Origin of the sequence: Vibrio sp. SCSIO 43132 (assembly GCF_019904195.1) — a bacterium.
GTDB classification, from domain to species: domain Bacteria; phylum Pseudomonadota; class Gammaproteobacteria; order Enterobacterales; family Vibrionaceae; genus Vibrio; species Vibrio nigripulchritudo.
The window spans coordinates 1,421,675-1,445,578 of sequence record NZ_CP063200.1 but is presented as its reverse complement, the minus strand read 5'-3'; the positions used below and the strand labels follow the sequence as shown (position 1 = coordinate 1,445,578).

At 43.0% G+C, this 23,904-nt stretch carries 21 protein-coding genes; 8 read left to right on the top strand and 13 right to left on the bottom strand.

What is annotated here, in order from left to right; translation table 11 throughout:
• Positions 1-279: 279 nt before the first annotated feature.
• On the top strand, positions 280-1,473 hold the full coding sequence (locus INR79_RS24725) for an acetate/propionate family kinase (RefSeq protein ID WP_004409006.1): 1,194 nt from the start codon (positions 280-282) through the stop codon (positions 1,471-1,473).
• Positions 1,474-1,537: 64 nt separating this feature from the next.
• Here the strand turns inward: INR79_RS24725 and INR79_RS24720 are convergent, their stop codons facing one another.
• Positions 1,538-2,455 (bottom strand): helix-turn-helix domain-containing protein, encoded by a 918-nt coding sequence (locus INR79_RS24720; protein ID WP_223097407.1) that lies wholly within the window; start codon positions 2,453-2,455, stop codon positions 1,538-1,540.
• A 61-nt stretch (positions 2,456-2,516) separates the two neighbouring features.
• Positions 2,517-3,446: an alpha/beta hydrolase gene (locus tag INR79_RS24715; RefSeq protein ID WP_223097405.1), complete on the bottom strand. Its 930-nt coding sequence runs from the start codon at positions 3,444-3,446 to the stop codon at positions 2,517-2,519.
• A gap of 296 nt (positions 3,447-3,742) precedes the next feature.
• Between INR79_RS24715 and INR79_RS24710 the strand changes: the two genes are divergently transcribed.
• Positions 3,743-4,900, top strand: a complete 1,158-nt coding sequence (locus INR79_RS24710; RefSeq protein WP_223097404.1) for an alpha/beta hydrolase — start codon at positions 3,743-3,745, stop codon at positions 4,898-4,900.
• A gap of 85 nt (positions 4,901-4,985) precedes the next feature.
• Here the strand turns inward: INR79_RS24710 and INR79_RS24705 are convergent, their stop codons facing one another.
• Positions 4,986-6,233 (bottom strand): MFS transporter, encoded by a 1,248-nt coding sequence (locus INR79_RS24705; RefSeq protein ID WP_223097403.1) that lies wholly within the window; start codon positions 6,231-6,233, stop codon positions 4,986-4,988.
• A 133-nt stretch (positions 6,234-6,366) separates the two neighbouring features.
• On the opposite strand from INR79_RS24705, the gene INR79_RS24700 reads away from it, so the two are divergent.
• Together INR79_RS24700 and INR79_RS24695 are read left to right on the top strand one after the other, a co-directional pair.
• The gene (locus INR79_RS24700) at positions 6,367-7,137 is read left to right on the top strand and encodes a helix-turn-helix domain-containing protein (RefSeq protein ID WP_223097402.1); all 771 of its coding nucleotides are present in this window, start codon (positions 6,367-6,369) and stop codon (positions 7,135-7,137) included.
• A 492-nt stretch (positions 7,138-7,629) separates the two neighbouring features.
• The gene (locus INR79_RS24695) at positions 7,630-9,681 is read left to right on the top strand and encodes a hybrid sensor histidine kinase/response regulator (RefSeq protein ID WP_223097401.1); all 2,052 of its coding nucleotides are present in this window, start codon (positions 7,630-7,632) and stop codon (positions 9,679-9,681) included.
• Positions 9,682-9,854: 173 nt separating this feature from the next.
• Here the strand turns inward: INR79_RS24695 and cqsA are convergent, their stop codons facing one another.
• Both cqsA and INR79_RS24685 read right to left on the bottom strand, forming a co-directional pair.
• Complete coding sequence (gene cqsA / locus INR79_RS24690) at positions 9,855-11,027, bottom strand: alpha-hydroxyketone-type quorum-sensing autoinducer synthase (RefSeq protein ID WP_004408985.1); 1,173 nt, start codon at positions 11,025-11,027, stop codon at positions 9,855-9,857.
• A 222-nt stretch (positions 11,028-11,249) separates the two neighbouring features.
• Positions 11,250-12,221, bottom strand: a complete 972-nt coding sequence (locus INR79_RS24685) for a TDT family transporter (RefSeq protein ID WP_080564084.1) — start codon at positions 12,219-12,221, stop codon at positions 11,250-11,252.
• Positions 12,222-12,664: 443 nt separating this feature from the next.
• Between INR79_RS24685 and INR79_RS24680 the strand changes: the two genes are divergently transcribed.
• Entirely contained in the window at positions 12,665-13,657 is a 993-nt protein-coding gene (locus INR79_RS24680; protein WP_223097400.1) for a CobW family GTP-binding protein, read from the top strand.
• Positions 13,658-13,683: 26 nt separating this feature from the next.
• On the opposite strand, the gene INR79_RS24675 is transcribed toward INR79_RS24680, so the two are convergent.
• The 7 genes from INR79_RS24675 to msrP all read right to left on the bottom strand — a co-directional run bounded on the left by INR79_RS24675 (position 13,684) and on the right by msrP (position 20,276).
• The gene (locus INR79_RS24675; protein WP_022591889.1) at positions 13,684-14,475 is read right to left on the bottom strand and encodes an EAL domain-containing protein; all 792 of its coding nucleotides are present in this window, start codon (positions 14,473-14,475) and stop codon (positions 13,684-13,686) included.
• Positions 14,476-14,874: 399 nt separating this feature from the next.
• Positions 14,875-15,810, bottom strand: coding sequence for a ribosome biogenesis GTPase YlqF (gene ylqF / locus INR79_RS24670; protein WP_022599423.1), 936 nt, complete (start codon positions 15,808-15,810; stop codon positions 14,875-14,877).
• Between the two features lie 86 nt (positions 15,811-15,896).
• The gene (locus INR79_RS24665) at positions 15,897-16,673 is read right to left on the bottom strand and encodes an EAL domain-containing protein (protein ID WP_223097399.1); all 777 of its coding nucleotides are present in this window, start codon (positions 16,671-16,673) and stop codon (positions 15,897-15,899) included.
• Positions 16,674-17,131: 458 nt separating this feature from the next.
• Positions 17,132-17,923, bottom strand: a complete 792-nt coding sequence (locus INR79_RS24660; RefSeq protein ID WP_022561479.1) for a lipase family protein — start codon at positions 17,921-17,923, stop codon at positions 17,132-17,134.
• A gap of 60 nt (positions 17,924-17,983) precedes the next feature.
• On the bottom strand, positions 17,984-18,622 hold the full coding sequence (locus tag INR79_RS24655) for a hypothetical protein (RefSeq protein WP_223097398.1): 639 nt from the start codon (positions 18,620-18,622) through the stop codon (positions 17,984-17,986).
• A gap of 38 nt (positions 18,623-18,660) precedes the next feature.
• Complete coding sequence (gene msrQ / locus INR79_RS24650) at positions 18,661-19,260, bottom strand: protein-methionine-sulfoxide reductase heme-binding subunit MsrQ (protein WP_022591892.1); 600 nt, start codon at positions 19,258-19,260, stop codon at positions 18,661-18,663.
• Positions 19,260-20,276 (bottom strand): protein-methionine-sulfoxide reductase catalytic subunit MsrP, encoded by a 1,017-nt coding sequence (gene msrP, locus INR79_RS24645; RefSeq protein WP_223097397.1) that lies wholly within the window; start codon positions 20,274-20,276, stop codon positions 19,260-19,262. Before msrP ends, msrQ begins: the two co-directional genes overlap by 1 nt.
• Before the next feature lie 105 nt (positions 20,277-20,381).
• On the opposite strand from msrP, the gene INR79_RS24640 reads away from it, so the two are divergent.
• The 3 genes from INR79_RS24640 to INR79_RS24630 all read left to right on the top strand — a co-directional run bounded on the left by INR79_RS24640 (position 20,382) and on the right by INR79_RS24630 (position 21,934).
• Complete coding sequence (locus INR79_RS24640) at positions 20,382-20,618, top strand: DUF2164 domain-containing protein (RefSeq protein ID WP_022599420.1); 237 nt, start codon at positions 20,382-20,384, stop codon at positions 20,616-20,618.
• Between the two features lie 210 nt (positions 20,619-20,828).
• Complete coding sequence (locus INR79_RS24635; RefSeq protein ID WP_223097396.1) at positions 20,829-21,368, top strand: cytochrome b; 540 nt, start codon at positions 20,829-20,831, stop codon at positions 21,366-21,368.
• Positions 21,365-21,934 carry a YceI family protein gene (locus INR79_RS24630; protein ID WP_004408965.1) on the top strand — a complete coding sequence of 190 codons (570 nt, stop codon included), beginning with the start codon at positions 21,365-21,367 and terminating at the stop codon, positions 21,932-21,934. The genes INR79_RS24635 and INR79_RS24630 overlap by 4 nt, the downstream gene beginning before the upstream one ends.
• A 66-nt stretch (positions 21,935-22,000) precedes the next feature.
• Here the strand turns inward: INR79_RS24630 and focA are convergent, their stop codons facing one another.
• Positions 22,001-23,449 carry a formate transporter FocA gene (gene focA, locus INR79_RS24625; RefSeq protein ID WP_223097395.1) on the bottom strand — a complete coding sequence of 483 codons (1,449 nt, stop codon included), beginning with the start codon at positions 23,447-23,449 and terminating at the stop codon, positions 22,001-22,003.
• Positions 23,450-23,904: the final 455 nt, after the last annotated feature.

Below are 23,904 nucleotides of genomic sequence, written 5' to 3'. Positions count from 1 at the left end.
TTTACAGATCAAGTATAGACAACCTGTTCCAACATATTTCATAAAATGGTCAACAAGGAGTGGCGTTGCTTTTTGTTTATATTAGTTGTGATTCATATGGTGATATTTAATTTGTGACTCTAACTAAATTTATTTCTGCGCTAGATCAACAAATCCTCAAATCAGATGTGGAAGAGACTAAAAGAAAGTTGAAAGATTAAAAAATTATTGAATAATGGCTTAAGTCTCGATGAAAGCATAATGCTTCAGATATTTAGCTAAAAACAGGATACGTACCTTATGTCTAATTCCTTTGTTCTGGTTATCAATTCAGGCAGTTCATCCCTTAAGTTTGCTGTGATCAATTCCGAAACCGGAGAAGCAATCGTAAGTGGTTTAGGGGAGTGTTTCGGGCTGCCAGAAGCCGAAATCAGTTGGAAATATCAAGGGAATAAAACAGAAGAAGCCATCACAGCTCCTGAGCAGCACCATCAGCATGCCATCAACCGCATTGTAGCCCTGATTGAAGAGTATCAACTGAGTGACAAGATCGTTGCTGTTGGGCACCGAATTGTTCATGGTGGCGAGCGCTTTACTCAAACTGTGCGAATTAATCAGGATGTTCTGGAAGAAATTGAAGCTCTGGCTGATCTGGCTCCGCTTCATAACCCAGCAGGCGCAACCGGTATTCGTGCAGCAATGAATGCCTTCCCAGCGTTGCCTCAATTTGCAGTATTCGACACCGCATTCCACCAAACCATGCCTCAGAAAGCCTTCACTGGCGCAATCTCTAACGAGTTGTACAAAGAATATGGTATTCGTCGATACGGTTTCCACGGAACCAGCCACTACTACGTGAGCCGTGAAGCAGCAAAAATGCTAAACAAGCCAGTAAACGAATCCAGCTTTATCTCGGTTCACCTAGGAAATGGTGCATCTGTCTGTGCAATCAGCAATGGGGAATCGGTGGACACCTCTATGGGCTTTACACCTCTTGCTGGGTTAATGATGGGAACTCGTTCTGGCGACCTGGACCCAGGCATCATTGAATTTCTGATGAAGAAAGGCTGGAGTCAGGAAAAAGTGTTCGAGACTCTGAATAAGAAATCTGGCTTCTTGGGAGTGTCTGGGCTTACTTCTGATGCACGAGGCATTTTAGACGCCATGGAAGAAGGGCATGAAGGTGCGAAACTGGCATTTGAAGTGTTCACCTATCGCGTTGCCAAGTACATTGGTTCTTACCTGATTCCACTTAATGATCTGGATGCCATCATCTTCACGGGCGGTATTGGTGAAAACTCTCTGCCTATTCGCCGTGAAATCTTGAAAAACCTGAAGCTTCTTGGTTTTGTCGAAGACGAGAACGGCAACGAAGCGGCACGCTTTGGCGAGTCTGGCATCATCGGTAAATCGGATACACTTGATGCGGTGGCAATGGTGATTCCAACTAACGAAGAATTTGTGATTGCTCAGCAGTCGGTTGAACTGCTGTAAATTGAATTGAAATCGATATGAAAAAGGCGAGCTCAGACAGCTCGCTTTTTTAATCTTGGCTGCACTAATGTGTGATGTTTTCCGTACGATATTCAGACGGCGTCATACCCACCTTGTTCTTAAACAGCCTCGAAAAATACTGTGGATACTCAAAACCCAGAGAATAGGCGATTGTCGCAACGGAATCCTTAGTGGAGAGCAGAAGGTCTTTCGATCGTTCAATCAGTGCTTTATGAATCCAGTCTTTTGTGGTTTTCCCTGTTTCCGCTTTTAGCGCATCACTTAAGTAACGGCTCGTCATATTCATACTTTGCGCCAGTTCCTCTACCTCAGGAATGCTTGATGATTCTTCGACCACCGACTGGATTCGGGCTTCAAGCAGTTTTGAAAACCTGTCGTAAACGGAGGTATCCAGCTCTTTTCGCATCAAAAACTGGCGATAATAATAGCGGTTTGAATACATAAGAAGAGTGCTCAACTGCGACAGAATCAGTTCTTTAGTAAACGCATCGAGATTATTTTGATATTCCGCTTCGATAGCGTCGAAGATCACCGCCATTTGCTTTTCTTCTTTTGGGGAAAGGTGGAGGGCTTCGTTCACTGAATAGTTAAAGAAATGGTACTTCTTAATTTCCTCCTGCAGTTTATGACCCCGTATGTAGTCTTCGTGAAAGCAGATGGTTCTGGCGACAGAATCCACTTTTATGCCCACTCCAGATAACTGCTGTTCTGGCGCAATGAAGAGCATGGTGCCGTTGGAGCAATCATACTTTGTGCGTCCGTAAAGCAGTTCACCCGAAGTGATGTGTTTTAGTGAGATTGAATAGAAGTTGGCTGAAATTGTGAAGCCGTCTTCGCAGCTCAACGGATTGTCTTCTTTCTTCGAATTTATTTTGATGACGTCCAGCAAAGGGTGCTCCGGCGGTCGAATCCCCAGTAATTCGTTTTGTTCTGTAATACTCGCGAAGTGGTATTTTTTCATGCTAAAACCTGTGTTGTCAGTGGTAGGTTTTACCTACCACTGTAATCGTAGTCGCGTTGATTTACTGTGCCTGACTATCAAAAAATTGGGCAATTTTCTCAGCAGCGATGTTTACGTATTCCTCTACGTCGTACAAGTCTACATGACTTGCGCCTGGCACTTTAAAAAGTCCTTTCTCTGAGGTGACTTTTTCATAAAACAGCTCCGTTGCTATTGCGGTGTCAGCCTTTTCACCCACCACGCCCAGGAATGGTTGAACCATGCGGTTTGCGTATTGCTCACCAATGTTAATGGGAGCGGACTCATAGATGTTGCTCAGTACGTAGTTAGAAAACCTTGGATAAGTTTCGGAACCAGCACGTTTTGTCCCATAAAACTCATAGCCTTCTAACTGTGCACCTGGAAGGTTTGGGTTCTTTTCAAGATAGTCAGGATCTTCGTATCCAAATAGGTCGAAAGTTTCAGACTGTTCGGATTCAAACATGCGTTGTCGTGCTTGGTTTGCCGCTGTGATCATACCTTGATAAGCCGCTTTGTCGCTGTAGAACACGTTGTCAGTTGCCAGCATTGCACTGATTGAAGCGAAGGCTTTTACGCGCAAATCTGTAATCAGAACGCTGCTCATAATGTTGCCGCCGCCGCAAATCCCAACGCCATACAATTTTTTTTGGTCTACATAGGGTAGGGAACACAGGTAGGAAATGGCATTACGCAGGTCTTCATGCTTACGGAAGCTATTTTCATCATTTCGAAAACCTTCTTTATAGCTTTCAGATTCGCCTTTGCTGTTGTAATCAAAAGCAAGGTAGACGAAGCCGAGTTTCGCGAAAATCGGACCATACACGGCTGCGGTCTGCTCTTTTATCTGGTGGGCAGGTGGTGTAACTACAATAGTTTTATATTGCTGATTAGGGGCGAATTCTTCTGGAAGATACAAATTACCAGCAAGTGTTAGTCCTAAACTTTTGAATTTTACTTTCTGTACTTTCATCACGTTATCTCTCTGTCTTGTTGTGTTGATGTGACTATCGTACTTGTGGGGGATTTTTAGTCAGTGCACAAAACTCCGCAATGTGTATACAAAATCCCGATTGAACTGAAACACTCGGATCTGTGTCCATTAAGGAATGCACATAAATAAAGAACAGCTGCCAATTTCTTAGGTTCAAAAACGTGTTGATATCGTATTTTCGTATACACGATGCGCGGTTTTGTGCACTGACTGCATAGAAACTCCGGTCTACTATGAAATGCACTTAACCTATATAGAACGAACTATTGAGAACCATGCATAATCTGACCAAACTGACCGTAATTTTCGCGCTTGTTCTTGCGATTGCAGGCTGTTCTTCAAGCAGTCAAATATCACTTAACCAGTCTTCGCAGTACTACAACTTCATTCAGCCAACTTTTACAGATTACTTACAAACAACCGAAGAGTTTCTGGTCAAGAATCGCGAATTCATAAGCTCCGATCGCGAGAAAGAACTCGCCATGAATATGCCGTTTGAGTTGAAGCCAGAACAGGAAACGGAAAGAGCCATTCTTCTGGTTCACGGTTTAGGGGATTCGCCATACAGCTTTTCTGACATTGGCAAAACGCTTCGGGAACAAGGGTTCTATGTTCAGACTGTGTTACTTCCTGGGCACGGCAGCAAACCAGCAGATTTGATGCTGCCAAACTATTCAGATTGGCAATTTCTGGTTGATCATTACGCGAACATGTTGAAAACAGAGTATGACGAAGTCTGGTTAGGCGGCTTTTCGACTGGTGGAAACCTGGTGACAATTCATAGTCTTGAGCAAGGGGACATTGATGGGCTGATTTTGTTTTCTCCCGGGTTTCAGTCTCGCACTCCTTTCATAGAGAAGCTTGCGCCGTTAGCGTCTCTGTTTTTTGATGGTTTCAATACTGAAGAGGATAATCTGGCTCGTTACAGTTCAGCGCCCATCAATGGTGCTATTGCCTACACTTCCAGTGCAAATAAGGTGAGGGATTTGCTTTCAAACAATAAAGTGACTATCCCAACGTTCATAGCGGTTAGCGAAGCTGATAGCATTATTGACCCTGACGCAGTTAAGGCACTCTATAAGGAAAATTTCACACACCCGGATAACCAGTTGCTTTGGTACGGCGAGGCTTCTGAGGACGCTGGGTCGGTTACTTCATTGACCATGAAGCTCGATTCTTTCCAGATCAGCACCGCTTCTCATATGAGCCCTTTGTTTGCCCCGGAAAACCCATATTACGGTCGAAACGGTGAACACAGGATGTGCATGAACAGTTTAGATGAAGACGCGACAGAGTACTGCAAACAGGGAGGAGATGTCTGGTTATCTGCCTGGGGGTATGAAGAAAAAGGCAAGGTACACGCTAGGTTAACCTGGAACCCGTATTACGAGGAATTGGCGCGGAGTGTATACAGAATTACCAGCAGTCTGTAAGTCAGAAGCTGAGAATTACATAAGCTAACGTAATGCCATTGTGTAGGGTTAAGAAAGCGAGCAGTATGCTCGCTTTGTCGTCAGTTTAGGTTACCGTTTGAGGCTGGTGGTTGAGTTTTAGCACGTAAACAAACGATGTGACGATGAGCAGTATTCCGCAACATATGAAGCTTACTTGAATGCCATAGTGGTGCGAGAGCAAGCCAAACCCTAGCGACGCTGCCATGCCGCCCAGCGTTACTGCCAGAGAGCTGACAGAAAGCATGCTGGAGCGCATAGAACTCTCGGTATTTTCATTTAGAAGAATGTTTTCTGAGTTACACCCTAATGTAAATAAGAAAAAGAACCCAAGGTAACCAAGTGCAAACATCATAGTGTCTTGCGACAGAGCAAGGAAGGCTAGGACAATGCCTGCTGCCATTCGACTGTAAAATAATACTGAGAGATGAGAGCCACGCAGCCACTTTGCGACTCGTACTGATGCTAGGGATGCGAACGCTTCCATCAGAAAATAAAGTGCTGAGATAATCCCAAATAGAATGTATGTCGTGTTTTCAGAACCCATTACGATGTGAAGGAATGGTTGCCAATGATTTTCGACGACGCTCAGTGCCATACCCAATACAACTGTCCCCTGAATAACCCGAAAAAGAACCGGTGTCTGAAAGCAGTGTTTTAGCGTTTTGAGGCTTAAACTTAAAACACTACTCACGGGGTCGGGCTCTTCTTTTGGTTGGTTATTGCTTTCCATGTTGAGCAGCATTGCGGTGATCCCAACCAGTAAAATGGTCAGGGCGATGACGACCACCAAGTTGACTGAAAAAGGGTTATTGGAAGAAGCCATAAACAAGTTACTGATTTGGGGTAAATAACCTCCGGTCAGAGAACCAGCGGCTAAGCCGAGCGTCACAAACACCTGAACCTTAGCCAGATGACCATGATATTTATCTTGGCCTTGAGCGATCTGATAAGCGTCGTAAAACCACGCGTCTAATGTGCCCGAGTAGATGGCGCGACCACCACCCAGAAAAAATGCCGCCAGAGAAATATGCCAGATGTTATCGGCGATGAGCAACAGCGAAACTCCGAAAACGCTTACAACAAGAGATGCAAAGTAAGTACGTTTTCTGCCGTAAGTATCTGCCACGCCGCCAAGTGGTATCTCCAGGCAAGCTGTAGTCCCAATCCATATCGCCATTACTATGCCAATATCGAAAAGATCTAACCCTTTCGCCTGAAACATCAAGGTAAGAATTGGGATTGTGATGCCTGTGACAAACCAATGTAAGGCTTGTTGTATGCCAAATCTCGTTGTTAGTTGCTTTTTGTTCATAAGAGGGTGTTATATGTTCTTCAAAAACCACTAAAGAATCATAAAGTGACCTTAAGTATCAAAGTTTGTTTGGCTTGGGTGCAAATATGATACTTTTGGGGGCGTGAGAAGATACGAGACTTGAGAATTTATTTTGAACGACAGGCTAACAAAAGAAATCTGCGTAATCCTGAAGCGAGACTTAAAAAAGTCTAACGTATCCTATGCGCAGTTAGCTGCTGAATTAGATATTTCAGAGGTCAGTGTGAAACGCCTGCTGAATGACGGACAACCGCTCTCTATGCAGAGGCTTGTTGCAATAAGCCAGGTAGTGGGGCGTTCTCTTTCTAACCTTTTCAAAGAAGCAGAGGAAAACATCCACCAGATTCCATTATTTTCTCAGGAACAGGATGAAGCGTTTGTACAGTATCCCCCATTGTTTACTTTCTGGAGTGAACTGGCAGCAAATTTATCAGTGGAAGATATTGGTCAGAAATATCGACTTACAGATGCGTCGATACACCTTTATTTAAGGAAACTAGAGCAACTAGAGCTGGTTGAACTCGGGCTTAACAACGCTTGTAAAATGACTTTGCCTGCACATACGGCTTTCGAGAAAGGGTCGCGCTTTTCTAGCTTTTTTACTGGTCAAAGGCTCTCTAACCTGCAAAAGAGAGTTCTTGCTTTAAAAGCTGATGAGGAAGATGGGTTTCTTATCTCCTTATGCGCGGAACTCACCAGAGAAGAGTTTCAAGAGATCAATCAAAAGTTAGAAGACTGGATGTTCAACAAACTAAGAGAAAGTCAGGAATTGAGTGCCAGAGAAGGGCTGAAAGTGACACCTTATACCTTTGGTTTTATGGCAGCTAAAGGGAAATACCATGAAGAGTTGCCCGAAATTCCAAATATTAGCTCTATACCCTAAATTACAGAGGTGTTTTATCGGTTATTGCGCTAAAACATTTTTCTTAAATATTAAATAAGACACATAACAATTTACACCGGATTCAAATTTGCGGAGTCAACGTAATTTATTAATCAACAAAGCACATATCACATGGTTTTTATTTGAAAATCTTGAGTTTCCTTCATAAGTATCTAAACAAAATGTGAGCTTTATTCTGTAGTTTTATAAAAGTATCAATAAATCAGTTTTTCTTAGGTTCTAAGCTTTGAATTCATGAAACGTGATAATGGTTACATTGCTGAGAAAATCCGAAGATCTGTGGTTTGATCTTTTGCTTTTCCAATTTTGAACAGTAGATTTTCTTTAGCTTGAACAGTGAGTTACTGAATTTGTAACAAATCTATGGCATAGATCATAAATCATCCAGTTTCAATGAAACGAGGTCTGTTCTGTGCTATAACTTAACGGTCAAAAATCAATTAGAAAAATATGCGTAGGCTAGGGAAACTGATGCAGTTTGAACGTGCAAAAAAGATTTATGAATATGCTGAGCCTAACTTAACAATTGTCGCTTTAATGGGAATTATTGGTTTTCCCGCTTACTATTTTGTCTGGACTTGGCTTGTTCCAGACAGTTATGAAAACCTAGGCTTTCGTGTTATTTGCGGCTTGTTGTTAGTCCCGATTTTACTGAGAAATAAGCTCCCCATATATTTAAAACGTTATCTCCATATTTATTACGTTATTTCACTAGGTGTATGTATTCCTTTCTTTTTTATGTACATGCTCCTTAAAAATGACTGGTCAATGGTTTGGAGCATGTCTCTGATGTCTGGCATATTCCTCCAGATATTACTGATTTACGATACTCGAATTGTTTTCCTCCAAAGTGTGGGCGGCTACGCCGCTGCCTATCTCGCGATCTTTATCGGAGGTGACCAGGTCACGTATTTTGAATGGACGCTGATGCCAGTGTTCTTTTTCACTTATGCATTTGGCACACTTTTCTACTACCGAAATTTCACTGAAAACGAATCTAGAGTGTCTCTGGCAAAATCGTTTGGTGCAGGGATTGCCCATGAAATGCGTAATCCACTCAGTGCGGTTTACAGCTCCATTGAAGTAGTGAAACACCTCCTCCCTGAGAGAAATGCGCAACAGCTTTCAGATTTTTACCCTCTGGATGCGAAGAGCCTTGATGAGATTAACGGGATTCTTGATGATTCTCTGGACGTGATTGACCGAGGCAATGAAACAATCAATCTGCTGCTGACTTCGATTGATGAACATCGCTTGTCTACTTCAACTTTCCGTCGCCATTCGCTTGGTGAAACTCTGGAGAGCTCTATCGATGGGTTTCATTTTAGTAATGCATCCGACCGAAGCTTGATTCGCCTGACTTATGATAAGTCGGAAGACTTTTTCGGTAGCGATGTACTGCTTCGCTACGTTATTTTCAACTTGCTGAAAAATGCACTCTACTACAAACACAGAGTAGGGTTTCGAATAGACATTCAGCTTCATATCGGCGATGAATACAATTCCATTTTTGTCGGGGACAATGGTCCGGGTATCGATAGCGAAAACATCGATCAGATATTCAGCGACTTCTACACTTCTGGGAAGAAAGGTGGCTTTGGATTGGGTTTGCCTTTCTGTCGTAAGGTAATGAAAGCGTTCAACGGTACGATTCAATGTGAAAGTGAAGTGAACCAAGGTACGCAATTTGAGCTGCGTTTTCCTAAGTACGATTCAGAACGTGTGTTTAACCTGAAAGACGGTGTCATCAAAGAGAAATCGCTGCTATATGTCGGTAGTGTTGGTGAAACATTGAATGCGCTCCAGTCGCATGCATTCTTCACTGGATACGAGCTGACTCACAGTGAACCCGCAACGCTGGAAATCACGGATACTAAGTTGATACAAGATGTCATTTTGGTGGATCTGGCCAGTTACAGGGAAGACCAAAAGCGTTTCATTTCTTTAGAGAAGAAGCTGTGTAGCTTTGAAGGAAAGATTGTCTACTTGTACGAAGGCAATATCTTAAATTACCTGACCCTTAATCGTATTTTGTCTTACGAAACGTTAGAAGTGAATGCCTTTGTGAAAGGGCTGGCAGTGAAGCTGGATAAACTGTTTTTCGAAAAAGTATCGAAGAGTGGCGAAGTCACAAGATCATCCAATTACAAGGGCAACACGACATTGCTTATTGTGGACGACAATGCGTCGCTAAGGCTTTATTCCTCGACGTTGCTAGAAAGGCAGGGGTATAAAGTACTGCAAGCTGAAAATGGCAGAGAAGCACTGCAGTTGCTTAACTCTAACGAAGTACATTTAGTTCTGATGGACTTAGAAATGCCAGAAATGGACGGCATTGAAACAACGCTTGCGATCAGAGACAAAAAATACCAGTACAAAGGGAAAGACATTCCAATCATCTGCTTTACTGGTGAGAAATGTGAAAAAACCCTGAAGTCCATCTCTGAAAGCGGTATGAACGACTACATTCTGAAGCCGGCGTCCAAAGATGTTCTGATCCAGAAGGTATCGACCTGGGTGTAGTGAGCCTGAAAATATATCAGAGTGAATGCGTGAATTAATTATATTTAAACTTCAATATAAATATTTTTGCATATCACTCTGATTAATATATTTTGCAATTTAAATTCTTTTAAACTGCCTGAATTTTAAAATTCAAATCGCTTATTTTAGGATTTCGTTATTTAAAAATCTGTCTATTGTAAGAGTCCTTTTTCTTTCGCCAAGCTACACACAGTAAGCACTTTGTCTAACTCAGAATCACTGACATCGCTATTTACAGACAGGCGAATAACACTCTTATTTTTTGGCGTTGCCGGGCTACAAAAAACCGCACCGAAAATGCCATTAAGTTCGAAAAAGTCTCTGACCTTTTCTGTGTTTTCCTCTGTTCCCGTTTCTATAGCAACAATCTGAGAGTCGCTGTCTGTACTAATATCTAAAGACTTCAAACCAGCAATCAATCTATGAGATTTATTGAATAAATCCTCGCGTCTTTCGTCGCTTCCCTTAATCAATTCCAACGTTGCTTTGAGTGCCTCCATTTCGTAAGGAATGATGCCCGAACTGAAGATGGCAGGAAGTGAGATAAAGGGCAGACATTCGTGCACTTTGTGATGACACAAAATAGCGCCAGCTCGATAAGAAAACGTTTTTGCCAGGCTGGTGGTAACAAAATCAACTTTATCCGTTAACCCTAGCTCAGCTAGCAAACCGGCTCCGTGTGGTCCGTGTGTACCAATAGAATGAGATTCGTCGACGATGATCGCGCAGCCTTGCTCATTTGCGACTTCGACAAACTCCTTCAATGGTGCGACCGTTCCGTGAGTACTGTATACCGAGTCGATAACCACAATACCGGGTCCATATTTCTTTATCTGCTTCAGTAAGTTCTTAGGACGATTGTGTAGGAAGGGGTGGATCTTACTGTTTGCGTTTTGTGCACCATGCCATAAGGACATATGAGCGAAAAAGTCGATGTAAATGTGAGTGTTTTCATCGGCGATGGTCTGAAGAAGCCCTACGTTTGCCGCCCAGCCTGACTGAGTGATAATGCAGTGGTCAAAGCCTAGAAAATCAGCAAATTTCTGCTCGAAAGAACCTTCTTCGATGGTTTGGTCCTGAAATACCGCCGACATGATCGGCTCGCGCTTAGCATGGGTAAGCGCACTGATTTGTCTCTCCTTAATGTAATCGTGATTACAGATTGCCAAGTAGTCGTTACTACGAAGTACTATCGAATCATCGTTTGGCAGCAAGCCCTGGACGATGTGTTTGCCGTTATTTCGTGAGTAAATGTTCTTCTCGAGGTAGTTCTCAAGTTTATTCTCAATAAAATTCGGCAGCGGTTTAGCTGTTAAGTTACTCATGATATTTCTCTTATGTGGATATTTGTGAGGTCAGCTGACCCTTTTATTAATATCCGGAGAAACTCAGTCGTCATTATGCAATATTTATGTTTTTGGTGCTTGTGGCAAAAATAGCTATCCTTTATTTATCTATTTATTTTCTAAAATACCCTTTCGGGGGTAGATACTTAATAAAATTGAAAAAATTTAATGAGCTTATTCCATTAGTTTCAGAAAAGCCTTTTAAGATTTGCGTAATTTAAAGGGTAGCTCAGGCCAGTACATTTTGAGGTAATTGGCGGAAACCCAGACAACCAATATTGTCGCGATCGTGATTTCGAAAAAACCAAACCAATGTAGCCAGACCCAATTAGGGTGTTCTTCGGCAAACCAGGTGGTTAATCTTTGCATAGCGATTGCACTGATTACGGAAGGAAAGGTAACGGCAGCAATGGAAGGTTGAAATTTGAGCTTCATCAGCTTGATGTAACACAAATAAATCAGCAACGTCATGGTAATTGCGATACCCGACAGCGCGCCTGCCAGAATGGGGTCAGGGTTGGGAAAGTTCACCAGATAAGCGGCAAGTGACAGGTTAACCGGGGCTGCCATGATTGCCAGTGTTGGTCGTGCGACTCTGGGTAGCTTTCCTGCAAACACCAGTCGATACAACACCAAAGGGAGCATGACGAAGTAGATTGCAATGCACACCATCGCCATGTTCTGAGAAAACACCGTATGCCCAAGCGCACTACCTGCCAGCGTAGAACTGATAACGCCTACCGGATAAAGAAACCAGCTCGGTACAATGTTGGTGAACTTGAAATTGCTGATTTGAAAGGCGAAGAACAGCACCATCATGGTGATGTGCAGTGTTAAAGCAGCAAACCACAGAGGGTTAGCTATCTTGGGAAACAGTATGGCCAGGTAATCACACAGCACCAGCAAAGCCATGCTCATGGGCGCCATTAGGCTTCCCCGGAGCGGGTGTTTAATATCTTGCAGGAAAATCCGGGGAGCACTGATGTATCTCATCAAAACCGGGGCAAGAAGCAAAGAGCCAACAACAGAGCAGAAAGGGCGGATAAATTCACCAAAGGAAGGCAGGTAGAGAGCCCATGCCTGACCGAGACCAATAAAACCAAGTGCGAGTGAAGCTTGAGCGGTTGGGACGTGGTGGAAGTAGATAAAGCGTTTCCAGTCCAATGAAGTCATTCCTTATACTGCAAGATGTTGTAAGACTGACGTATTAAACCCAATCAGGCTTTTTGAGGGAAGTGAAATAATCGAAAAAACATCTTTCCAGAATCTTTTTCAGGAAATCGTTTGCAAAAGTGTGAATTTGGTTAATACTTAAGGAGTAGGGCTCGCGTGACCAATTCCATGAAGGAGAACTTCAGCCCTACATAAAATTTGGTAGGAAACATAAAAACATTAGGAAATCCTCGTAAGTTGTTAGTACCCGACTGGTAGCTAATTCGCAAACTCACGATTGAGAACGAGGTCTGAGGCGTATCACGTAAGTGATGCGCCTTTTTAGTTTGAGCCAAAGTGGAGTTGCGCCAGAACGTTGGTAATTTGATAAGTGTAACAATATAACAATTTGGGTATAATCCTGGGTTTGCTTACCGCTTTGTATTGCCCCTCAAGGAGAAACAATGGTCCCTACCAATATCATCACAGGTTTTCTTGGTGTAGGAAAAACTACCGCGATTTTGAACCTGCTCAAACACAAGCCAGAAGGAGAATCCTGGGCCGTACTGGTTAATGAATTTGGTGAAGTGGGTATCGATGGTGCTTTACTGACCGATCAGGGAGCATTGATTAAGGAAGTACCCGGTGGCTGTATGTGTTGCACCGCGGGGGTTCCTATGTCTGTGGGCATTACTGCTTTACTTAGACAAAAGCCGGATCGAGTGATTATTGAACCCACTGGGTTAGGTCATCCAAAGCAGGTGGTGTCTACGCTGACTTCTGACCAATACAAAGATCATATTGATCTTAAAGCCACGATTGCGTTGGTTGATCCTAGAAATCTTCTTGATGAAAAATACACGAGCAATCAGAATTTTGTCGACCAGCTAGACAGCGCAGATATCATAGTTGCCAACAAGGCAGACGAGTGCAGTGAAGATGTCATCAAGCACTTTGAAGCTTGGGCTAAAGAAAGAGAAGCGCTTTCTGACTACATTGTTACTTCTCTGGGCAAGATTAACCTGTCTGCACTGGATACCGATAAGCAACCAACTCAGCCAGTAGAACCTAAGCAATCCAGCTCCCATTCACATTCTCATCACCACGCTATAGACGAACCAGAGTTCATTCTTGAACCTGGGCAGGCGTTTATAAGAAAAGAAAACAAAGGACAGGGTTACTACAGCTGTGGATGGATATTTGGTGCCGAGCACCTATTCGACTTCGATATGCTGATGAGCATGCTAAGCGATCTGACCGCTGAGCGCGTAAAGGGCGTAATCAACACCAGTAAAGGTTGTTTTGCTGTTAACAATGCAAATGGCGTTATGTCCTATAACGAACTGAGCCTGGAAGGATTTGAGACGCGGATTGAAGTGATCGATTCTCAGTTAATGCCATGGGATCAACTGGAAGTGGTTCTGTTAAAAATTGCTGGAATGGAAAATTACAAATAGCTTGTTAAAAGAGCCTGTCGATAGGGTTATCTTACCCTGACCTCGCAAGGTAAAGGCTCTGGTTTCGCAAACAGATACCCTTGGTAGAAATCGAGACCCAGAGCTTTCATCGCGTTGTACTGTTCTGGCTCTTCCACGCCTTCGATTACGGTTTTCGAACCTATGAATTTGGAAACCCGAACAATATCCAGCAAATCAGACTGCTCGCCCTTCATATAGTTCAGAAGAAGAGAGCGGTCGATTTTCACGATTTCAGGCTTCAACATTTTTAGCCGATTAAAGTCTGAAGACTGTACGCCAAAGTCATCCATCGCTACCTGAAATCCGCTCTGTTGCATCGCAACGGTGGCGTCGACAAGCAATTGGTTGTCGAAAGCAGCACTTTCGACGATCTCCATAACCACCTGTTCGGTTTTCATTCCCAGTTCAATGATTCGCTTTTCCAGCAAACTGGCTTTAATCGCCATGAAAGCATTGTACTCACCGGACACGGGTAACACGTTCAGAAAGAGTTTGAGATGGGTGACGTTAGACTGCGCGAAATTACGTACATGTATGGCGCGGCTAAGGCGATCTATGTTGATTTTCTTAGCGATAGAAACCTGATCAGAATTGAACAGGGAGTCAGGGCGAATTGCTTCCCCAGTTTCTTCCGACTTAAACCGCGCTAACGCTTCAAAAGCGAAAGGTTTCAGGTCTGGACTCATGATGGGTTGGTAAACACTGGTTATCAGCAGGTTGTCATATTTGGCATAATGCAAGCCGTCATTGTCGATGAAACAATGGGCGTTAAAGTCTTCCCGGCTATTTAAAATCATAGGCAACCTGGCGAATACTAAAGGTTAAACAACAACCAATAAGCGACCTGCATTTGTAGATCATGCTTTACATCATGGAGCGAAAGCTCAGCGAAAAGTTTTCTCCCATAAGCTTAAGTACTATATCAAATTAATAGCAACTTGATACTGATACTTAACTGAGGTTTGAACGGTATCTCACTGAGGTGTCTCAATATTGATATCGATTACATATATCCGATTGCATTAGTGAATGTAACTCTAGTTAAGCATGGCACTATTCGCGTAAATTGCGAGGTTTTGTTGGGGTAAACTTGAGGCGAATGTGGCACTTAAGTTTGTTTTTAATGGTGTGGCGTACCTATAAAAAGTACGAAAAAAGGCAGCTCATGGCTGCCTTTTACTTGTTCTAATAACGCCTTATCGCTTGTTTTTGAGGTAGCGCTTGCGTCTTTCTTCTTTCTTCTTGGCTTTTTCTTCCGCTTTGCGTTCCGCTTCTTTCTCTACTTCAATTAGCTCTTGAGTGATCATTTCTGGGCGCTCAAGGGTAATTTTACCAATGGTTCCACTGCGCAATTCATGAAGTAGGATTTCAGAAGCTTTGTGTAAATCGACACGACCACCAGAGCGCAGTGCTCCCCGTTTACGACCGATCTCCTCCATAAGCTCTACGTCTGACTCAGGTAACTCGTCTAACTGGTAGCGGTCTCTCAGAAGGTTCGGGTATTGCTCTGCAAGGTACTCGACGGTGTAAAACGCCACTTCGTCGTATTCCATCGCGGTATCTTTTACTGCTCCGGTCGCAGCAAGGCGGAATCCACTGTGAGGGTTTTCCACTTTTGGCCACAAAATTCCCGGTGTATCGGAAAGCACGATACCGTTTTGCAAGTTAATGCGTTGCTGGCGACGGGTCACTGCTGGCTGGTTACCTGTCACAGCAATGGTTCTGCCTGCAAGGGTGTTGATGATGGTGGATTTGCCTACGTTAGGAATCCCCATGATCATAGTGCGAATGTTCTTACCCATCTGTTCACGGTGTGGAGCTAGCTTACGGCAGAGCTCCATGATCTTATGAACTTCCTGAGGGTTAGTGGTGGTGATCGCCATGGCTTTCACCCCTTTTTCCTGCTCAAAATGCTCTATCCATTTCTCCGTCATATCAGGGTCTGACAAGTCACGTTTGTTAAGCACTTTCACGCATGGTTTGTCTTTGCGTAAAGCAGAGATCATAGGGTTTTCAGAGCTGAAAGGAATTCGGGCATCCAAAACCTCGATGATCACGTCAACTTGTGGAATGACTTCTTCGATCTCTTTGCGGGCTTTGTGCATGTGACCCGGAAACCATTGGATAGACATAGTGAGAACCTAGAGAAATATTGAATTTGCGGTCATTGTAAAGGCAAAACCGCGAGAGTAAAGGAAGTATTGATTCAGGTGTTTGGTTAACGTACTGAGTAGAGCGGCTGAGGGTGAGCCAAGTGATAACCCTGAAACATGTCGATGTTTAATGAGACCATGTTTTCAAACTGCTCGTTAGACTCAATACCTTCAATTACCGTTTTTGCACCAACTTCAGTCGCAACGCTTAGGGCTGACAGTAGTGGTGAAGCGATACCACGCATGAAGTCATCCATCAGACTCTTATCAATCTTAACAATCGAAGGGTTAAGTAACTTCACTCTGTCTTTGGTTGAAGCTTGTTGACCGTAGTCGTCAACGGCAATCCCAAAACCGCTTTGAGTCAGTAGAGAGGTTACTCTGGACAACATGCTGTTATCGTTTACCTGAAGTTCCACAAACTCGATCACTATCTGGCGTGTACGAATTTTTAATTCGTCTAGGTGGCTAACAAGCAAAGCACTGCTCAGATCATGGAACATATTGTGTTCAGGATCGGGTAGGGCGTTGAGAAAGAGTTGTTTCTTGCGATGTTTTGACTGTGCAAAATTCAATATGTGGATGGCGCGACTGAGAGCTTCAACATCAATGCGCGTTTCAATACTGAATGTATTGGTATGGAAAAATAAATCCGGTCTTATGGTTTCGCCTTGTTGGTTTGAAATCCGAACCAAAGCTTCAAATCCAATAATGTCTTTACCTGCATTGAAAATAGGCTGGAATACGCTTTTTAATACGAAATCTTCGTATTCTGCGTAATGTTCGCCGGACTCATCCTGTTTAAGACACAGCGTAAAATTCTCTGAATTGGATAAGATCATACTTTCATACAAGCTCACGATATAACGGCGAGCAAACAGTTAAACTTTGGATTTACCTAAATACTATTCACTATTCTGGTCCTAAACTAAATATTGTCAAGCCTATTTATTTCGTATGTATAACCTAATTAATGACACCTGTTCTTCACATTAGATAACCTTCTAATTGACTGTTATACATAAGTTTTAATGTATAAAGTATTTGCTAATATAATTATAAAATATCCCCGTTTTGTTTAAAGCTTTTGTGGAAAATACAGTATTCATCACAATATTTATAAATATTTAAAAGTATTAAATATTAAACGAAGCTCACATATAATTAGATATTGGTCGCATTAAATTTGTAACATTACCTTTCTAATATTATTAAATGATCATATTTACGATTTAGATCCAGAATAATAAATAATCTGTTAGAAAGATCTATACTGGATCTTTATTTAGATCTTCAAATATTAACGTTCATCGAAGAAATCTTTATTTCTTATGTATTTCCTCATTAAATGGTATGAGAAAGGTCGGATCAACCAGCTTACGATAGATCTTACAAATCGGATCCCTGTAGGCGTATTTTCATAGATTTTCCCGTTATAAAGCCAGAGCAACTTGCCAACATGCCAGTAAACAAATGGGAGAGGAGGCATAAATGTTACAATATCCAGGTCGCAACAGATTCGATATGTTCTCCTGGAAAGTTGGTAGTTTTTGCGAAACTTAAAGCTACCGACTGCAGGCTGCCCGAATGTCACAACCCGCTTTATACAGTGTGGATAGCGCTGTTCCAGATAATCCGCAATTACATTTCCAATCGCCCCACCAGATGAGTGCCCGGTTATAGTTATACGCTTTTTGTCGTTTTCTATAAGGGGTTTAACTATGGCTTCAATTCTCTCCATAACGGAGAGACCAAGGGTATCTTTTTTGTGGGCGGGTGTACTTTCCTGTTCAAGTAGGTAGTGGAAACCGGCGTGAATGGAGTAATTGAGCCCCCAGTTTTTACAAGACTTTAGCCACATGACACTGTTGAGAAGCCAGTCCCATAGATTATGAGAGCCTTTAATGACGATAATGACTTCATCTCGCTCCCGGCTCCAAAGTATCCTCATCAGAACTTTGCCAAATCGATTATTGACGATTCGTTGTCCGTTAGGGTCAAATCCGTAGCGGGTTTGTTTGAATGTCCTTGGATATGCAAGCTCGCATAGGACGGCATAGCGTTCGTACTGGTAGCGTTTAAGTTTTTTCACAACCGTTTCAAGGTTTTTGTTTTAGCTTGAACGCGTTTCATTAAAGCTTTATGACATCGTCTACCTATGCCATTCGAGAATTGAGTATAAATGGATGTATTTGAGGATAGGGTCTTGGTTGTTAGGTCTTCGTAGTGGATGGGCAAAGTTCATATAACAGGGGCTAATGGAGAACCGTTTTTCCAGCTCTTTGTAAATGGATTGCTCCGATTCCCAGAGCATCACACCCTGTTGTTTATAACGGTCTGTATCTTCAGGCAATTCCGTGTTCCACCAGCTGAATATTTCTCGGCTCCACTTACTTTTAGTAAACCAATGATCGGCGATCACAACCAGAAGATCGTTCGGTTGAATGGCGTATCCGTATTCTGCCTGCCATTGATGGATATCTCGCATCAGTTTTTCACGGCAGCTTTTATTTGCACTGATCAAATGGTGGCTGTGTACCCAAACGGTACCAATGTCTGACGACACCCTGAAGTGGAAAGGTTGGTCTGGAACTGGCAGGCTTTCTATGGATTCAAAGTAATTTGGATGGTCGTATTCTGTGAACTTACTTGCCATTCTACGGGCGAATGCAAGACCGAGATGATGCTCGCTCATGCCTCGGTTATGTACAGTAGGGTAGTGGCTCTCACACAGTTTCAGGCAGTCTTCCTGAAAATCAATCAGTCCTTGAATGACTAGGTCTTTTAACAAGCAAAATTCTCCCAGAGTAAGGAGAATTGACGCTCTCCTTACTTAACTAACCAACGTTTTACTTTATCTTTTCTAAATAATAGTAGTAAAAATGAAGAAGTTAGATACAAAACAGGTTCAATTCCTGTTGATTTAACAGACCAAAGATAATGGATCGGAATCAACAAGACTGCGATATAGACCCAATTATGTAAAGCTTGCCAGCGTTTTTTGAGTTTTCTTTGTGCTTGTTGCGTTGATGTAACTGTAAGAACTAAAAGAATAATCCAGCTAATCGCCCCGACAATCAGATATGGTCTGCTGATAATCTCATCAAAAATTAGCGCCCATTCATAAGCCAGATCAAGGGATATGTAAGTGATTAAATGGAGAGCTGCCCACATAAAGGTAAATACGCCAAGTAGTCTACGCGTTCGAATCAGCTGACCAGCTTTGAGCCAGCGAACAATAGGAGTCACCAGCATGGTAGCAATCAAGGAGTTTAACGCCGCTTTTCCAGTAAAATGAATGATTTCGTCCACGGGTTCCGCACCTAGGTGACCATTTAACGCAGCCATGAAAAGCCACACTAGAGAAAACCATTGAACAGTATGAATCAGGGTTTTGACGATCAATATGTGGGCATTGCTCAGCGTCATTAATAGTTCCTGTTCAGATCAAGCCCAGTGTACAAGTTAGCGACTTCGTCTTCGTAGCCGTTAAACATCAGCGTATCCTGTCTTGTTGAACTGAATATCTTCCCTTCTCCGATAAAGCGTTCCGACGCCTGACTCCATCTAGGGTGATCCACATTGGGGTTAACGTTCGCGTAAAATCCGTATTCATGCGGCGCAAGCTGACTCCAGGTTGTGGGCGGTTGATGTTCAGTCAGGACAATTTTGACTATGGATTTGATGCTTTTAAACCCATACTTCCAAGGAACCATAAGCCTTAGCGGAGCGCCGTTTTGAGGAGCAAGTGTTTTACCGTAAAGCCCAACAGACATGATCGCTAACGGATGCATGGCTTCTTGAATGGTCAACCCTTCAACGTATGGGTAATCGATGCCTCCGCCAATACTGCGGGATTTCTGACCGGGCATTCTTTCAGGATCATATAGGGTTTGAAACGCAACAAATTTAGCGTTGCCTTTGGGTTTTGCTTTTTCTATCAATTTACTGATGGGGAAGCCCAACCAAGGTACGTTCATCGACCACGCCTCTACGCACCGGAAACGATAGTATCTGTCCTCTACCGCGAATTGATTCAGAATATCAGCAAAATCGATGGTATAAGGTTCATGCACTTCACCACCTATTTCCACTTGCCATGGGTCTGTTTTAAACCCCTTCGCATTTTCTGCCGGCTGATGTTTGGCGGTTCCAAACTCATAAAAGTTGTTGTAGGCAAGAATTTTTTCTTCTGGGGTCAGAGTCAGGGTGCGATTGGTGTACTTAGATGGAACGGATTTCAGAGGTTTACGAGGATCAATAACTGGTTCCGGCTCTTTTGATTTAAATACATCGAAAATCCCAGCGTTTGCGGTTCCTGCTATAGGAGCTGTCGCAGCAAGAATACCCATCTTTTTCAATATATTCCGGCGTTCATTATAAACTGACTCGGAAGTAATATCGTTGTCTTTCAGCTGCCAAGATTTTGCGATCCGGATTAGCATAGTGGGCTCCTGGTATTGATACAATGCTTTCAATTATAGACCTGAAGGTATTAGAAAAACTTTCATTAGGTCAACAGACCCTAGTACTCATAGGAGAATACGGCAATGACCGATATTAAGATCGAACGCGACAAGAAAAATGAATTAGTAGAAGAACTTCAACAGTATCTGATCGATGAACTGGATACAGAAGTAGGTCAGTTTGAAGCAGAATTTCTTCTAGACTTTTTTGTAGAAAAGGCAGGTCCTGCAATTTATAACCAGGCTTTGACGGACGCAAGAGCTGTAATTGAACGAAAAGTGGCTGACATTGATGATGAACTGTATGGTATTGAAAAATGAAGATTAAGTTTGATTCCCATCCAATTTTTACACTGTAAATTCTGTATCGACCTTCATCATTTGCAATAGTTCATCAAATTTCGTTCAAATTTTTCGAATGAGTCAATCAGTTTGTACTACTTTTTGGTAAGTAAATTTTGGTAAATACTTTGTTGCAGCTGACACAGGTTAGCTAACATGTGACAAACATAAATAATAACGAGTAGCAAAATGAGCAACAAACCAAAAAATTATTCGCTTACTGCAAGGATCATACACTGGATCTCTGCACTGTCAGTCATAGGGCTGTTTGGTGTGGGTCTCTGGATGGTTGATCTGACCTACTACAGCGAGTGGTACAAGACCGCCCCATACTGGCACAAATCTGTCGGTTTGATCCTCGCGGTTGTAACCTTGTTTCGTTTGGTATGGAAGCATGTCAGCGCTCAGCCCTCTATTGAAGGGAAAGCGTTTGAAGTACTTGCGGCTAAATTGGCTCATATAGCGATGTACTTGTTACTGTTTACCTTGTTTGCATCAGGATATCTAATTTCAACGGCCGATGGTCGTGGAATCGAAGTATTTGATTGGTTTGTAGTGCCTTCTATGGGCGAGTTGTTTGCCAATCAACCAGACATAGCAGGGGCAATCCATTATTACGCAGCTTTCGCTTTAATCGGATTGGTGGTTATTCACGCTGCTGCTGCACTTAAACATCACTTCATCGATAAAGATGACACGCTACGCAAAATGATAGGAGTTTCAAAATGAAAAAATCGATTTTCGCAACAGGATTAGCTTTGGCAATGGCACTGCCATTCGGAGCAAGCGCAGCGGATTACGCCATTGATACTAAAGGTGCACACGCATCAGTGAACTTTAAAGTTCCGCACCTTGGTTACAGCTTTATTAAAGGTCGTTTCAATACGTTTAGCGGCGACTTCTCTTACGATGCAAACAATGTTGCGGCATCTAAAGTTAACGTTGTTATTGATACAACTAGCCTTGATTCAAACCACTCAGAGCGTGATAAGCACTTGCGTAGCTCTGACTTCATCAATACAGGTAAGTTTTCTCAGGCGACTTTCAAGAGTACGAAAGTAACTGATAAAGGTAATGGCAAACTGGCTATCGAAGGTGATCTTACTCTTCATGGTGTAACAAGCCCAATCACTATCGACGCTGATTTCATCGGTGAAGGTAAAGACCCGTGGGGCGGTTACCGTGCTGGTTTTGTTGGAACAACTCGTCTAGAGCTTAAAGACTTCAACATTGCTGTCATGGGTGCATCAAGCTACGTAGACATGGAACTGCATGTAGAAGGCATCCGTAAGTAATTCATATCACATCCCTTCGTGTATGAATGAAGCCCCCAGAAATGGGGGCTTTTTTAATCAACAATGCTAGGCGATTTCTAAATTAGCTTTCTCGGCGTCTTTCTTTTCACCATAGATGGGGCGTAGTGCCTGGATAACATCCATTCTTGTCACCATTCCAATGTATTTTTCACCCTCCAGAACCGGGTAGCATTTCGGCTTATGTGTTTTCATGCTTTTTGCTCTTTCTTCCAGTGAAAGGGTGCTAAAGCTGGTCGCGATTCCCATATCGGTTGTTGGGTAAAGCTGGTTTTTGTCTATACACACATACTCAGCAATGTTGAGAAGAGAATCTGAAGCATCTAACGCAACCACATCTCGGCTCATCAGGTCGACGACTTTTTGCCCTTTTGGTGGAATGTAGTCCTGACACCAAAGATCAACCAGTACATCATGGATTGAGAAGAAACCAACAAGGCGATCGTTTTTATCGGTTACTGCCGCACCTTGTAACCCTGATTCAATCAACGTATCAATAGCTTGTGCAGTTGGTGTTTCTGCTGATAGAGAAAAAGCGGGAAGAGTAATGAGTTCCTTGATGGTGACGTTAGTGTTCATAGTGGTTTCCTTAAGCGAAGACGTTGTTAGTGTTGTTGTAATTGGGTGAATCTGGGCGGCTTTGAGTTTTGGACGGCTGTAAATAGACCAGTTTGCAAGCCCGACCAGGACTGCTCCGCCCACAATGTTGCCAAGCGTCACGGGTATGAGGTTTGCGGTAACAAACTGCACCCAGTTCAAATCCGTATACTGAGCGGGAGACGTTCCAACCTGCGTCCAGAATTCCGCTGGAGCAAAAGTCTGAATGCTCATTCCAAGCGGAACCATGAACATATTCGCAACGCTGTGTTCAAAGCCGCTACTGACAAACATGGCGACAGGCAATATAAGCATGGCTGCTTTCGTTGCTGCATTGGTGGCGCAGAAAGACAACCAGATAGCCAGACAAACCAGAAGGTTACAAAGCACGCCAAGGGCAAAAGCCTGTAACGGAGTGTGGTGTACCTTGTGTTGGGCAATGTTCAGGGCGTTCAGTCCCCATTGCCCATGGTCAAGTTGGTACAAACCAGCTGCGGTAACCAGCGCCAGAAGAAGCATTGCTCCGAAGAAGTTGCCTATGTACACCTTGCCCCAGGTTGCCAGCATCTTTTTGGCTGAAATCTGGCGATTTGCCAGTGCTATCGCGGACAAAACAGAACTGGTAAACAACTCACCGCCACCAATTACTATTAAGATAAGACCCAAACTGAATGCGATGCCACCAGCCAGGCGACTGAGTCCCCAGGACGAATTTTCACTTCCTGTTGTCACAGTGATATAGAAGAGAAAAGCCAGACCGATAAATGCGCCCGCCATCATGGCAAGGTAAATAGTGGTGCTTGTGGACTTAGCTGTCTTATTGACTGCGTATTTCTCTGCTTCCCCCATCATTTCAGGTGGGGTATTCATTAACTTCAAATGAGAGTCAGGTGCAGACATATTTGCTCCTTATACTCGTGTTCATGACGTGTTCTCCTTTATGAATCTATGCACTTATCTGCACGGCTCATCTCCAGAATAGGGCGAAGCGTAACTCGATAAAAATTGATAATTTTCAGGATCCACATCAGTTTTATTGATAAGCGTTTGGATGCATGTAAAATAGCCAAAAAAAGATATACCCAAACCACCTCAAGATACTGGTTCAGCGAGAATTGCTTGGTTTTCAGACAAGAAATCGATTTGAAGGTCTAGTGGGTCTAAATCAAAAATCGATACCGAAGTATGAAAGCCAAGCAAACTCGCCCTTGGGAGCTCATCTTCTCTTCCATTTCATCGTCTAAGAACTTGGAAAGGACTGGTCATTACACTGCGTTCTTCTCCTTGAACTGAAAAAGAAGATGAAGCTCTGAACTCAGCATTTTGAGGTGGTTTGGGTATAAGAAAAACAAAGT

Coding starts and splice junctions, on each gene's coding strand:
- INR79_RS24725 (WP_004409006.1), top strand. CDS start 280: ATGTCTAATTCCTTTGTTCTGGTTATCAATTCAGGCAGTTCATCCCTT.
- INR79_RS24720 (WP_223097407.1), bottom strand. CDS start 2,455: ATGAAAAAATACCACTTCGCGAGTATTACAGAACAAAACGAATTACTG.
- INR79_RS24715 (WP_223097405.1), bottom strand. CDS start 3,446: ATGAAAGTACAGAAAGTAAAATTCAAAAGTTTAGGACTAACACTTGCT.
- INR79_RS24710 (WP_223097404.1), top strand. CDS start 3,743: ATGCATAATCTGACCAAACTGACCGTAATTTTCGCGCTTGTTCTTGCG.
- INR79_RS24705 (WP_223097403.1), bottom strand. CDS start 6,233: ATGAACAAAAAGCAACTAACAACGAGATTTGGCATACAACAAGCCTTA.
- INR79_RS24695 (WP_223097401.1), top strand. CDS start 7,630: ATGCAGTTTGAACGTGCAAAAAAGATTTATGAATATGCTGAGCCTAAC.
- cqsA (WP_004408985.1), bottom strand. CDS start 11,027: ATGAGTAACTTAACAGCTAAACCGCTGCCGAATTTTATTGAGAATAAA.
- INR79_RS24685 (WP_080564084.1), bottom strand. CDS start 12,221: ATGACTTCATTGGACTGGAAACGCTTTATCTACTTCCACCACGTCCCA.
- INR79_RS24680 (WP_223097400.1), top strand. CDS start 12,665: ATGGTCCCTACCAATATCATCACAGGTTTTCTTGGTGTAGGAAAAACT.
- INR79_RS24675 (WP_022591889.1), bottom strand. CDS start 14,475: ATGATTTTAAATAGCCGGGAAGACTTTAACGCCCATTGTTTCATCGAC.
- ylqF (WP_022599423.1), bottom strand. CDS start 15,810: ATGTCTATCCAATGGTTTCCGGGTCACATGCACAAAGCCCGCAAAGAG.
- INR79_RS24665 (WP_223097399.1), bottom strand. CDS start 16,673: ATGATCTTATCCAATTCAGAGAATTTTACGCTGTGTCTTAAACAGGAT.
- msrQ (WP_022591892.1), bottom strand. CDS start 19,260: ATGACGCTGAGCAATGCCCACATATTGATCGTCAAAACCCTGATTCAT.
- msrP (WP_223097397.1), bottom strand. CDS start 20,276: ATGCTAATCCGGATCGCAAAATCTTGGCAGCTGAAAGACAACGATATT.
- INR79_RS24640 (WP_022599420.1), top strand. CDS start 20,382: ATGACCGATATTAAGATCGAACGCGACAAGAAAAATGAATTAGTAGAA.
- INR79_RS24635 (WP_223097396.1), top strand. CDS start 20,829: ATGAGCAACAAACCAAAAAATTATTCGCTTACTGCAAGGATCATACAC.
- INR79_RS24630 (WP_004408965.1), top strand. CDS start 21,365: ATGAAAAAATCGATTTTCGCAACAGGATTAGCTTTGGCAATGGCACTG.
- focA (WP_223097395.1), bottom strand. CDS start 23,449: ATGTCTGCACCTGACTCTCATTTGAAGTTAATGAATACCCCACCTGAA.